Genomic DNA, 12,274 nt, shown 5'->3' on the forward strand with positions numbered 1-12,274 from the left:
CCGCGTACGAGGTGCGTGAGGGAAGGCGTCAAGAACAGTGCCGGTGATCGTGTTGGTCGGAGCCCAATGGGGCGACGAAGGCAAAGGCAAGGCCACTGACCTGCTGGGCGACCGCATCGACTACGTGGTCAAGTTCAACGGCGGCAACAACGCCGGGCACACGGTCGTCATCGACGGCCAGAAATACGCGCTGCACCTGCTGCCCAGCGGCATCCTGTCGCCCGGCGTGACCCCGGTCATCGGCAACGGCGTGGTGATCGACCTGGCCGTGCTGTTCGAGGAGATCGACGGGCTCGAGGCCCGCGGCTTCGACACCTCCCGCCTGCGGATCAGCGCCAACGCGCACGTGATCGCGTCTTACAACCGCTCGCTCGACAAGGTCAGCGAGCGTTATCTGGGCGCACGCCGGATCGGCACCACCGGCCGCGGCATCGGCCCGACCTATGCGGACAAGATGAACCGCCTCGGCGTCCGCATCCAGGATCTCTTCGACGAGTCGATCCTGCGGCAGAAGGTGGAGGCCGCGCTCTCCTTCAAAAATCAGGTGCTCACCAAGATCTACAACCGCTCGGCGATCAAGCCGGAAGAGGTGATCACCGAGCTGCTCTCCTATGTCGATCGGCTGCGCCCGATGGTCACCGACACCGCGCTCGAGCTGGCCCAGGCGATCGACCAGGGCAAGGTCGTGCTCTGCGAGGCCGGCCAGGCCACCCTGCTCGACGTCGACCACGGCACCTACCCGTTCGTGACCAGCTCCAACGCGACCGCCGGCGGCGCCTGCACCGGCGCCGGCATCCCGCCCACCCGGATCGACCGGGTGGTCGCGGTGCTCAAGGCGTTCACCAGCCGGGTCGGCGAGGGCCCGTTCCCCACCGAGCTGCACGACAAGTTCGGCGACTACCTGCGCGAGGTCGGTCAGGAATACGGCACGACCACCGGCCGCCCGCGCCGGATCGGCTGGCTCGACCTGGTGATGGGCCGTTACGCGCAGCGGATCAACGGGGTCACCGACTTCGCCCTCACCAAGATCGATAACTACGACGAGCTCGACGAGATCCCGGTGTGCGTGGCCTATGAGGTCAACGGCGTCCGGCACGACGAGATGCCGCTCAGCCAGTCCGACTTCCACCACGCGGTGCCGATCTACGAGACGCTGCCCGGCTGGAAGCAGAGCATCTCGGGCTGCCGCCGGTTCGAGGACCTGCCCAAGGACGCCCAGCGGTTCATCGAGTTCGTCGAGGCACGGATCGGCGCGCGCATCTCGATCGTCGGCGTCGGCGCCGGCCGCGAGGCGGTCATCGAGCGGCACAAGGTGATCTGACCAGCATGTATGACGTCGTGGTGCTCAGCCTCTCTGAAGGTGGCGGTTGCGGCTCGGGTTGCGGCGGGTGCGAGACGGCGTGCTCACCGCGTACCCCGGTCTTGATTTGTGCCGATGCCCTGCAGAAGGCCGGCGCGCGCGTCGAGACCGTCGTGGCCGGATCGGACGCGGAGATCGACGCCGTGCTGGCGCGCTTCGACGGCGGGCCCAGGCCCGACGGCCTGACCTGGCCCGACCCGGACAGCAAGCAGAGGTTGATCGTCGCCACGGCCACCGACGGCCAGTTGCGCGCCGTCGTGCGCCGCCTGGTCCGGCGGTACGCGCCACCGCCCAGCAAACGCCCCGCCGACCTGGCCGACAACCGCACCGTCCCGGACCTGCCGCCGCTGGCGATCCTGCCGCTCGACCCGTCCGCGACCGGCGATCTCGCCGCCCAGCTGGGCCTGCCGCGCACCCCCGAGCAGGTCGCCGCCGCCGTGCTGGAGGGCACCACCCGCCGCCTCGACCTGCTGCGCAACGACGGCGGTTCGGTGACCATCGACGGCGCGCTGATCGGCGGCGCGGACGACGACGGCCGAGCGGTGCCGTGGCGCGGTCGCATCGAGGTGGACGACGCGCTGCTCTCCGACGGCACCGACCCGATCCTGGCCTGCGCGGTCGGCAACGCCGGTGGTTACGCCACCTTCGACGGTCTGCCGCTGCTCACCGAGGGCAACCCCACCGACGGGCGGGTCGAGGTCGCGGTGGCGGTCCCGGTGGTGGAGCGCCGGAGGTTCCGATCTTCCCGGGTACGCGTCGAAGTGCGCCGCGCCCGCGGCCGAGCCGTGTCTGTGCTGCCCCGCGACGGCGAGGTCCAGTTCCTCGACGACGGCGTGGGCGGCTCGACGACCCGCAAGCGCTCGTGGTGGACCGAGCCCGGCGCCTGGGCGGTGTACGCACCACGACCGCCTGTGCAAGGCTGAATGAGTAGGCATCGACGGGGAGGAACCACCAGTGGAGGACGAGAACGCCGACCGCGTCTACGTCCCGGGCACCAACAATCCGACGCCGCCCGCCCGGGACGTGGAACCGTTCTGGCCGCCGGAGGAGCTGGACGCCCCGGTCCACGGCGGCCGGCCGGTGCCGCACGAGTCCGGCCCACCCAGGCAGGTCGCATCGGGTTCGGCCACCGTGCCGGCGCCACCACCGCCGTCGCCGGACACCACTGTGGTCCCACCTCCGCCACCACCGCCGGTCCCGGTGCAGCCGCACCCGCACCAGCAGGTCCCGCCGCACCCGATGCCCCAGCAGACGGTGGCGCCGCACCCGGTCCCGCAGCAGCCGGTGACGCCGCACCCGATTCCGCAGCAGCCGGTGCCGGTGCACCCGATCACGCCACAGCAGGTCTCCGCCCAGCCGGCCCCGGCACCGCGTCCTGACGAGGAGCCGCGCACCCAGCCCTGGGCGAGCCTGGCCGACGAGCAGCAGGTGAGCCCGCCCGCGCCGCCGCCGCAGGACGGGCCGCCGGAGTCGCCGTGGGCGCAGCCGCCGCCGCAGCGCCCGACGCCGCCGCCGGACGCCGGGGTGGACGGGCAGCCGCTCGGCAGCCGCGGCCGGGCCGGCGTTCCGCCGCAGCCTCCGCAGGTGCGGCAGCAGCCCACGCCGCCCGCACCCGGCCCTGCTCCCGCACCCGGCCCTGCTCCCGCACCGGGGCCTGGTCCCGCACCGGTGCCCGGTCCCGCGCCGGCGCCGCGGCAGAGCACCGAGAACGGCACCGGGCCGGTTTACCGTCCGCCGGGTCCGCCGCCCCAGCCGCAGCCGCCGAAGCCGACCCCGCCGGGGCCATATCCGCCGGCGGTCGACCCGCGGGCACGTCAGCAGCAGGCGCCGCCGCCGGCGCCCGGCCCGCGCCCGGATCAGGCGCCGCCGACGGACCCCTACCAGCAGATGCCGTGGGTGTCGGACGGCACCCCGACCGCCGAGGAGTTCGCCCGCCGGCGGCTGGCCAAACCGGCCGAGCCGACCGCGACGATGGGCGCCCGCGCGATCCTGCAGAAGAGCACGATGGGCCTGGTCCGGCTGGCGCCGGGCAAGTTCGAGAAGGAGTACAAGCAGGACGTCGAAATGGTCCGGCGCAACTTCGGCGGGCTGCGGCAGGTGACCGTGGTCAACCCGAAGGGCGGCGCCGGCAAGACGGTGGCCGTGCTGCTGCTCGCGATGACCTTCGGGCAGAAGCGCGGCGGATACGTGCTGGCCTGGGACAACAACGAGACCCAGGGCACCCTCGGCATGCGCGCCCAGCAGGACTTCCATGCCCGCACGGTCCGCGACATGATGCGCGACCTGCATCTGTTCCGCGGTTCGCACGGCCGAGTCGGTGACCTGTCGCAATATGTGCGGGCCCAGGGCGAGGGCATGTTCGACGTGCTCGCCTCGGACGAGTCCGCCACCGCGGGCGAGATGCTGACCGCGAGCGCGTTCGCCGAGATCCGCGAGATCGTCAGCCGGTTCTACAAGCTGATCTTCGTGGACACCGGCAACAACGTGCGCGCGCAGAACTGGCAGGCCGCGATGGACGCCACCGACCAGCTGGTGATCACCATGTCGGCGCGGAACGACTCGGCCGAGACCGCCGCCCGGATGCTCGACCACCTCGAGCAGAGCGGCCGGCAGCGGTTGGTGCGTCAGGCGGTCAGCGTGGTCACCATGCCGACCACCCGCAAGGACATCGACCTGCCGGCCATCCAGCGACACTTCGCCGCCCGCACCCGCGCGGTGCTGCTGGCGCCCTACGAGAAGCTGATCGACTCGGGCGAGCCGATCCGCTACGGCGGGCTGTCCAGCAACACCCGCGACTCCTGGCTGAAGATCGCGGCCGCGGTCGCCGAAGGCCTTTAGGCCAGGGCGTCGGCGGCGGCCGGGTCGGAGTCGCGCAGGAACTGCGCGCACCGGGCCGCCTCGTCCGACTCGCCGATCGCCGCCGCGGCCAGCGCCAGGCTGTGCAGGCAGCGCAGGAAGCCCTGGTTGGGCACGTGCGCCCAGGGCACCGGGCCGTGCCCCTTCCAGCCGTTGCGGCGCAGCGAGTCGAGGCCGCGGTGGTAACCGGTGCGGGCGTAGGCATAGGCCATGACGGGCTGTCCGGCGGCGAGAGCGTTGGCCGCGAGTGGCGCCCAGACCGCGCTGTATGCCGGGAAGCGGGCCGCCGCGGCGGCGAACGCCTCGTCGGTGCCGGTCTCGGCGGCTTCGGCCAAAGCCTTGTCGGCCTCCGCGTCGGCGGGCAACAGCGTGGCGGGCGGCTCGGGAAGGAGGTTGTGCATGACTCGATAACCTACCGGCATGCCCGGTGACCCCTTACAGCCCATGCTCGGCGGGGACGTGCCGTTCGACGCCACCGCCGACGAGATCGAGTCCCGTGCCGAGTTCGACAGCCACCACGGCAAGCGTTCGCTGGCCGGCCTGGTGGTGCTCGGGCTGCGGCTGGACGTCGACCCGCCCGACTTCACCGGCGTGGACGTGCGCGAGACGCTGTTCATCGGCTGCCGGATGGCCTCCGACGAGGTGGAGATCGACCTCACCCGGCGCGGCGCGCACGTGGTGCCGCCGTTCGAGGAGCATCCCTACCCGACGCATCCGGCCACCCTCTACACCCCCGACGACCTGTCCTTCGGGTTCGCCGAGGCGGGCTTCGCCGGCATGTACGACACGATCGTCTACCGGCACTTTCTGGACCATGGCGGGGCGGCGCCGGACATCCGGGAGGCGATCGCGCAGCGGCTGCACGACGCCGGCATCGACAACGCGCTGGGCAAGGCCCTGACCGCCTGGACCGGTTCGCCGCTGCCGGTCGGCATCATGGGCGGGCACGCGCAGCCACGCGGGTCGGCGGCCTATCGGATGGCGGCTGAGTTGTCCTGGCGGCTGGCCGGCGCGGGCCGGCTGATCGTCACCGGCGGCGGGCCGGGCGTGATGGAGGCGGCCAATCTCGGCGCCTATTTCTCGGGGCGCGATGGATCCGAATTGTCCGCCGCGATCGACGTGCTGCAGGAAGCGCCGGACTTCCTGGACCACGATCCCTATACCGGCGCGGCGATCGCGGTGCGCGCGGCGTACCCCGAGAAGGCCGGGCTGACCCGTGGTGGCCTCGCGCTGCCCACCTGGCTCTATGGGCACGAGCCGGCGAATCTCTTCGCCGGTCAGATCGGCAAGTATTTCTCCAACGCGGTGCGCGAGGACTCGATCCTGCGGCTGTCCCGCGGCGGCATCGTCTTCGCGCCCGGCTGGGCCGGCACCGTGCAGGAGATCTTCCAGGCCGCGACCAAGACGTTCTATCGCACCGACGGGCCGTCCGGCGCCTTCGTCTTCCTGGGCGTCGAGCACTGGGCGCAGCTGCCGGTCGAGGCGCTGCTGCGGCCGCTGCTGGCCCGCTCACCGCACGGCGACCAGTCCGGCCTGATCGTCGTCACCGACTCGCTCGACGAGGCGATGGCGGCCCTCGGCTAGGCCACGTGGACGCGGCGGAAGCTGTGCAGGGGCAGGTCCACTTCGGGCACGTCGGTGAGGCCGTTCTCGTCCATCGCGTTGTAGACGGCCAGCCGCGCGCCGGTGAAGAGGAACTCGACGGCGTGCAGGATGCGCGGCCGCCACTCGGCCACCGTGACCAGCTCGATGATGTTCACCGCCCGCAGCGTCTTGCCGCGGGCGTTGCGCAGCGCGACGTGCGGGTCGGGGCGCCAGTCGAAGTGCTCGTACCAGTCGATCGGCACGCCCATGTCGATCTGGTCCCAGGTGATCGCGCACTCGTCGAACTTGCGGTGGGTGATCTCGACGCGGGTGCGGCCGAAGTCGAGGATCACCGGGCCGTCGGCGAACCAGCCGCGCTCGGCGATGTCCCACATCAGCCAGCCGGCCCGCAGCGGGCGCCCGATCAGCCGGGCGAACCGGAGGCGGTGGACGGCGGCGAGGGCTTCGGCGTCGTGATGCCAGACAGGCTCATAACCATCGATACCTAGCACGATCACCCCCTACCGACGGAGAAGAGGACGATCGTACCCAGAACGGCCGGTCTACTACCACGCAGTAGACCGGCCGTGAGCAGCCGACTACTTCGAGAGAGTGGTTCCGGTCGAGCGCAGGTTCTCGCACGCCTCGACGACGCGCGTCGCCAGGCCGGCCTCGGCGAGCTTGCCCCAGGCCCGCGGGTCGTACGCCTTCTTGTTGCCGACCTCGCCGTCGACCTTGAGGACGCCGTCGTAGTTGCGGAACATGTGGTCGGCGACCGGGCGGGTGAACGCGTACTGCGTGTCGGTGTCGATGTTCATCTTCACCACGCCGAAGTCCAGCGCCGACCGGATCTCCGAGAGCAGCGAGCCGGAGCCGCCGTGGAACACCAGGTCGAACGGCTTCTCCTTGCCGTACTTCGCGCCCACCGCGTCCTGGATCTCCTTGAGGATCTCGGGACGCAGCTTGACGTTGCCCGGCTTGTAGACCCCGTGCACGTTGCCGAAGGTCAGGGCGGTCATGTAGACGCCCTTCTCACCCAGGCCCAGCTTCGCCGCGGTGGCCAGGCCGTCCTCGACGGTGGAGTAGAGCTTGTCGTCGATCGCGGCGGAGACGCCGTCCTCCTCGCCGCCGACCACGCCGACCTCGATCTCGAGGACGATGTGCGCGTTGTTGCACTGCGCCAGCAGCTCCTCGGCGATCTCCAGGTTCTCGTCCACCGGCACCGCGGAGCCGTCCCACATGTGCGACTGGAAGAGCGGCGCCTGGCCGCGGTTGACCCGCTCCTGCGAGACGGCGATCAGCGGGCGGACGAAGCCGTCCAGCTTGTTCTTCGGGCAGTGGTCGGTGTGCAGCGCGATGTTGACCGGGTAGTTCTTGGCCACCTCGTGCGCGAACTCGGCCAATGCGACCGAGCCGGTGACCATGTTCTTGACGGTCGGGCCGGAGACGTACTCCGCGCCGCCGGTGGAGATCTGGATGATGCCGTCGCTGCCCGCCTCGGTGAAGCCCTGCAGGGCGGCGTTGAGGGTCTGCGAGGACGTCACGTTGATCGCGGGGTACGCGAACGCGCCGGCCTTGGCACGGTCGAGCATCTCGCGGTAGACCTCAGGGGACGCGATGGGCATCGGGAATGCTCCTTGATCTTCCGAGCGACTATCTTGCGTTTGGCGAGGAGGCAGGACCGCGCTGTCCCCCAGCAGGCAGTATTCCACCCTGGCAATTGGGGTCGCCGAGCAGTGACGCCGCTGAGACCATTGCCGAGTGCTGCTGACCCTGACCACCACCCACCGGCCGGCCACCGACCTCGGTTACCTGCTGGTCAAGCATCCGGACAAGGTGCATTCCTTCGACCTGCCCACCGGCACGGCATACGTGCTCTATCCGGAGGCGACCGAGGATCGGTGCACCGCCGCGCTGCTGGTGGACGTCGACCCGCAGCGCCTGCGTGCGCGCAGCGACACCTTCGCGCTGGGTCAGTACGTGAACGATCGCCCGTACACCGCCTCCAGCCTGCTCGCCGGCGCGCTGAACACGGTGTTCCGCTCGGCCCTGCGCGGCCGCTCGAAGGACCGCCCCGAGCTGGCCGGGGAGCCGCTGCCGCTGCAGATCCGGGTCCCGGTGCTGCGCGGCACCCCCGAGCTGGCGGAAAAGCTGTTCGCGCCGCTCGGCTGGCAGGTCACCGCCGTGCCGATCCCGCTGGACGACGTGCCCGCCGGCCACCCGCTGAGCGGCGACAGCGCATATGTGGACCTGACCCTGACCGGCACGCTGCGGGTGGCCGACGCGCTCAACCACGTCTACGTGATGCTCCCGGTGCTCGACGACGCCAAGCACTACTGGGTCGCCCCGGACGAGATCGACAAGCTGCTGCGCTCCGGCGAGGGCTGGCTCGCCGAGCACCCGGAGAAGGTGCTGATCACCCGGAGATACCTGGCGCACCGGCGGTCGCTGGCGGCCACCGCGCTCGAACAGCTCGACCGCAGCGACCCGGACAGCGTCGACACGCCGCCCGACCTGAGCACGGACGAGGACGCCGAGCTGCCGGTGGTCCGCAAGCGCTCGCTGGCCGAGCAGCGGCGCGACGCGGTGCTGGCCGCGCTGCACGAGGTCGGCGCGAGCAAGGTGCTCGACCTCGGCTGCGGCCAGGGCGCCCTGCTCACCGCACTGCTCGCGGACCGGCGGTTCCGCGAGATCACCGGCGTCGACGTCTCCACCCGCGCGCTCGAGGTGGCCGCCCGGCGGCTGCGGCTGGACCGCCTGCCCGAGCGACAGCGCGACCGGGTCAAGCTCTGGCAGTCCGCGCTGACCTACCGCGACGACCGGCTGCGCGGCTATGACGCGGCGGTGCTGATGGAGGTCATCGAGCACCTGGACGCGTCGCGGCTGCCCGCTCTGGAAGCGAGCGTCTTCGGCCACGCGAAGCCCGACGCGGTGATCGTGACGACCCCGAACAGCGAGTTCAACGTGCACTACGAGGGTCTGACCGGCATGCGGCACTCGGACCATCGCTTCGAGTGGACCCGCGCCGAGTTCCAGACCTGGGCCACCCGGGTGGCCACCACGTTCGGCTACGCGGTCACCTTCCGCGGCGTCGGCGACGACAACCCCGAGACGGGTACGCCGACCCAGCTCGCCCTCTTCCGGAAGGAGGACCCCGCATGACCGAGATCGACATCCCCGAGCTGTCCCTCGTGGCCCTCGTCGGCATCTCCGGATCCGGCAAGTCCACCTTCGCCCGCAAGCACTTCCGGCCCACCCAGGTGCTGTCCTCGGACTTCTTCCGGGGCCTGGTGGCCGACGACGAAAACGACCAGTCCGCCTCGACCCCTGCGTTCGAGGCGCTGCACTTCGTGGCCGGCAAGCGCCTGGAGGCCGGCCGGCGCACCGTGGTGGACGCGACGAACCTGCAGACCGCCGCCCGGGCCGGCCTGGTCCAGCTGGCCCGCGAGCACGACGTGCTGCCGGTGGCGATCGTGCTGGACGTGCCCGAGTCGGTGGCCTGGGAGCGCACCGAGCAGCGCGCGGACCGCACGTTCGGCCGCCCGGTTCTCGCCCGGATGAGCCGTGACCTGCGACGATCCGTCGGCCGGCTGGCTCGCGAGGGTTTCCGCAAGGTGCACGTGCTGCGCGGGGTGGAGGAGATCGAGAACGCGACGATCCGATATGAGCGCTCGTACAACGACCTGCGCGACCGGACCGGACCGTTCGACATCATCGGCGACGTGCACGGCTGCCGGGTGGAGCTCGACGCGCTGCTGGGCGAGCTGGGTTACCTGGTCAAGGACGACCGGGCCGAGCACCCGGAGGGCCGCACCGCGGTCTTCGTCGGCGACCTGGTCGACCGCGGGCCGGATTCGCCGGGCGTGCTGCGGCTGGTGATGAACATGGTGGCCGACGGCACCGCGCTGTGCGTGCCCGGCAACCACGAGCAGAAGCTGGGCCGCAAGCTGAACGGCCGAAACGTGCAGCTGACCCATGGCCTGCCCGAGACGCTGGCCCAGCTCGAACGCACCGACGACGCCTTCGTGGCCGAGGTGCGCGCCTTCATCGACGGCCTGATCAGCCACTACGTGCTGGACGGCGGCAACCTGGTGGTGGCGCACGCCGGGCTCAAGGAGGCCTACCAGGGCCGCGCCTCGGGCCGGGTGCGGGCCTTCGCGCTCTATGGCGAGACCACCGGCGAGACCGATGAATACGGCCTGCCGGTCCGCTACCCGTGGGCCCGCGACTACCGAGGGTCGGCCGCCGTGGTCTACGGCCACACGCCCACCCTCACGCCCGAGTGGATCAACAACACCATCTGTCTGGACACCGGCTGCGTCTTCGGCGGCGCTCTGACCGCGCTGCGCTGGCCGTCCCGCGAGCTGGTGTCGGTGCCGGCCGCGCGGGAGTACTACGCGCCGGCCAAGCCGCTGCACGCCGCGGCGCGGGCCGACGACGAACTCGACCTCGCGGACGTGACCGGCCGCCGGCACCTCGACTACGGGTACGGCCGGATCACCGTCGCCGCCGAGAACGCCGCCGCCGCGCTCGAGGTGATGGGCCGGTTCGCGCTGGACCCGCCGACGCTGGTGTGGCTGCCGCCGACCATGGCGCCGTGCTCCACCTCGACCCTGGACGGCTACCTGGAGCACCCGTCCGGGGCGTTCGGCGACCTGCGCGAGGCCGGCCGGGTGATCTGCGAGGAGAAGCACATGGGCTCGCGCGCGGTGGTCAAGGTGTCGCGCGACGGGGGCGCGATCTGGACCCGCACCGGCCGGCCGTTCTTCACCGACGTCGAGCCGCTGCTGGCTCGCGTGCGCCGGGCCGCCGAGCCGCTCTTCGACGAGCTCAACACCGACTGGCTGCTGCTCGACACCGAGCTGCTGCCGTGGTCGGCCAAGGCCGCCGAGCTGATCCGGCAGCGCTATGCCGGGGTCGGCGCGGCCGGCCGGGCCGCGCTGCCCGCCGCGCTCTCGGTGCTGGAGGCCGCCGCCGGGCGCGGGCTCGAGGTGGCCGCGCTGCGCGACCGGCTGGAGCTGCGGGTCGCGGAGGTGGCCGGCTACTCGGCGGCCTACCGCACGTACGCGACCACCGACCCGGTCACGCTGGCGCCGTTCGCGGTGCTGGCCGGCGAGGGCGTCTCGTTCGCCGACCGCGACCACGGCTGGCACCTGGCGATGGCCGACCGGCTGGTGGCGGCCGACCCCGAGCTGTTCACGCCGACCCGCCGGATCGTGGTCGACCTCGGCGACGAGGCCTCGGAGGCGGCCGCGGTCGAGTGGTGGATGGCGCTGACCGAGGCCGGCGGCGAGGGCATGGTCGTCAAGCCGTACGCCGGGCTCAAGGTCACCGACGACCGCGGCCGGCTGATACAGCCGGGCGTGAAGTGCCGTGGCCGGGAATACCTGCGGATCATCTACGGCCCGGAGTACACCCGCCCGGACCAGCTCGGCGGGCTGCGCAGGCGATCGCTCGGCCGCAAGCGCAACCTGGCCCTGCGCGAGCACGGGCTTGGCCTGGCGGCGCTGGACCGGCTGGCCGAGGGGGCGCCCACCTGGCGGATCCATGAGCTGGTTTTCGCCGTTCTGGCCTGCGAGTCCGAACCGGTCGACCCCCGGCTCTGATCTCACAGCGGTTGCACAGCCGTGCCCCGTGACGCGGCCGGTACCCTGGCTCCTCGTGGATACCCGTGCGCTGACCGATCAGCTCGCCCTCAACCCGCTGGATCCCAAGGATCTGGTGCAGACCCTGGGTCTGTACGGGGTGTGGGCGATCATGTTCGCCGAGACCGGCCTGCTGGTCGGCTTCTTCTTCCCCGGTGACTCGCTGCTGTTCCTGGCCGGCGTCGCGGCGTCCCCGGTGGCTGACTCGATCTTCGGTGCCGGCAGCCGGGTGTCCATCGTCGGCCTGCTGATCGGCGCCCCGATCTGCGCGATCGTGGGCGCCCAGCTCGGCCACTTCCTCGGCGCGCGCTACGGCCGCAAGATGTTCGAGAAGCCGAACTCCCGGCTCTTCAAGAAGGAGTACGTGGAGAAGGCGGAGTACTACTTCGAGAAGTTCGGCCCGGCCAAGGCCGTGGTGCTCGCCCGCTTCATCCCGATCGTGCGCACCTTCCTCAACCCGGTGGCCGGCACCCTCGGCATGCCGGCCCGGCAGTTCCTGCTGTGGAACATCGTCGGCGGCATCCTGTGGACCGACGGCATCCTGCTGATCGGTTACCTGCTCGCCCGCCAGATCTGGGAAGCCATCGGCGAGGACATCGACCACTACATCCTGCCGGTGGTCGCGCTGATCGTGCTGATCTCGGTGCTGCCGATCCTGATCGAGATCCTGCGCGAGCGGAAGGCGAAGAAGCGGGCCGCGGAGGCGGGCCCCGCGACCGCGATCGGCGTCGTCGCCGCGGCGACCGTGGCCGGCATCGCCGACGCGATCCACGACGAGATCGAGGAGCACAAGCCGCACCACCACCAGTGACCGGCACAAGAAAGGCGC

At 71.4% G+C, this 12,274-nt stretch carries 10 protein-coding genes; 7 read left to right on the top strand and 3 right to left on the bottom strand.

Annotated features, from left to right (window positions below):
• The first annotated feature begins 37 nt into the window (after positions 1-37).
• The 3 genes from ACZ6TI_RS04445 to ACZ6TI_RS04455 are packed head-to-tail and all read left to right on the top strand — an operon-like array spanning position 38 to position 4,198.
• Positions 38-1,321, top strand: coding sequence for an adenylosuccinate synthase (locus ACZ6TI_RS04445; protein ID WP_465343586.1), 1,284 nt, complete (start codon positions 38-40; stop codon positions 1,319-1,321).
• Between the two features lie 5 nt (positions 1,322-1,326).
• The gene (locus ACZ6TI_RS04450; protein WP_465343587.1) at positions 1,327-2,283 is read left to right on the top strand and encodes a diacylglycerol kinase family protein; all 957 of its coding nucleotides are present in this window, start codon (positions 1,327-1,329) and stop codon (positions 2,281-2,283) included.
• Positions 2,284-2,314: 31 nt separating this feature from the next.
• On the top strand, positions 2,315-4,198 hold the full coding sequence (locus tag ACZ6TI_RS04455) for a MinD/ParA family ATP-binding protein (protein WP_465343588.1): 1,884 nt from the start codon (positions 2,315-2,317) through the stop codon (positions 4,196-4,198).
• On the opposite strand, the gene ACZ6TI_RS04460 is transcribed toward ACZ6TI_RS04455, so the two are convergent.
• Entirely contained in the window at positions 4,195-4,617 is a 423-nt protein-coding gene (locus ACZ6TI_RS04460) for a DUF3151 domain-containing protein (protein WP_465343589.1), read from the bottom strand. The two genes, ACZ6TI_RS04455 and ACZ6TI_RS04460, sit on opposite strands and share 4 nt — an antisense overlap.
• A 19-nt stretch (positions 4,618-4,636) precedes the next feature.
• On the opposite strand from ACZ6TI_RS04460, the gene ACZ6TI_RS04465 reads away from it, so the two are divergent.
• Positions 4,637-5,800: an LOG family protein gene (locus tag ACZ6TI_RS04465; protein ID WP_465343590.1), complete on the top strand. Its 1,164-nt coding sequence runs from the start codon at positions 4,637-4,639 to the stop codon at positions 5,798-5,800.
• On the opposite strand, the gene ACZ6TI_RS04470 is transcribed toward ACZ6TI_RS04465, so the two are convergent.
• Together ACZ6TI_RS04470 and fbaA are read right to left on the bottom strand one after the other, a co-directional pair.
• Positions 5,797-6,312: a hypothetical protein gene (locus ACZ6TI_RS04470; RefSeq protein ID WP_465343591.1), complete on the bottom strand. Its 516-nt coding sequence runs from the start codon at positions 6,310-6,312 to the stop codon at positions 5,797-5,799. The genes ACZ6TI_RS04465 and ACZ6TI_RS04470 overlap by 4 nt on opposite strands.
• An 87-nt stretch (positions 6,313-6,399) precedes the next feature.
• On the bottom strand, positions 6,400-7,425 hold the full coding sequence (gene fbaA / locus ACZ6TI_RS04475; protein WP_465343592.1) for a class II fructose-bisphosphate aldolase: 1,026 nt from the start codon (positions 7,423-7,425) through the stop codon (positions 6,400-6,402).
• 136 nt (positions 7,426-7,561) lie between these two features.
• Here fbaA and ACZ6TI_RS04480 point away from each other — a divergent pair, with 136 nt between their 5' ends.
• Genes ACZ6TI_RS04480 through ACZ6TI_RS04490 form a run of 3 tightly spaced genes read left to right on the top strand, consistent with a single transcriptional unit; the run spans position 7,562 to position 12,256 of the window.
• Complete coding sequence (locus tag ACZ6TI_RS04480) at positions 7,562-8,962, top strand: 3' terminal RNA ribose 2'-O-methyltransferase Hen1 (protein ID WP_465343593.1); 1,401 nt, start codon at positions 7,562-7,564, stop codon at positions 8,960-8,962.
• Positions 8,959-11,406: a polynucleotide kinase-phosphatase gene (locus ACZ6TI_RS04485; RefSeq protein ID WP_465343594.1), complete on the top strand. Its 2,448-nt coding sequence runs from the start codon at positions 8,959-8,961 to the stop codon at positions 11,404-11,406. Before ACZ6TI_RS04480 ends, ACZ6TI_RS04485 begins: the two co-directional genes overlap by 4 nt.
• A 55-nt stretch (positions 11,407-11,461) precedes the next feature.
• Complete coding sequence (locus ACZ6TI_RS04490; protein WP_465343595.1) at positions 11,462-12,256, top strand: DedA family protein; 795 nt, start codon at positions 11,462-11,464, stop codon at positions 12,254-12,256.
• Positions 12,257-12,274: the final 18 nt, after the last annotated feature.

Source organism: Actinoplanes sp. NPDC051388 (genome assembly GCF_055586225.1).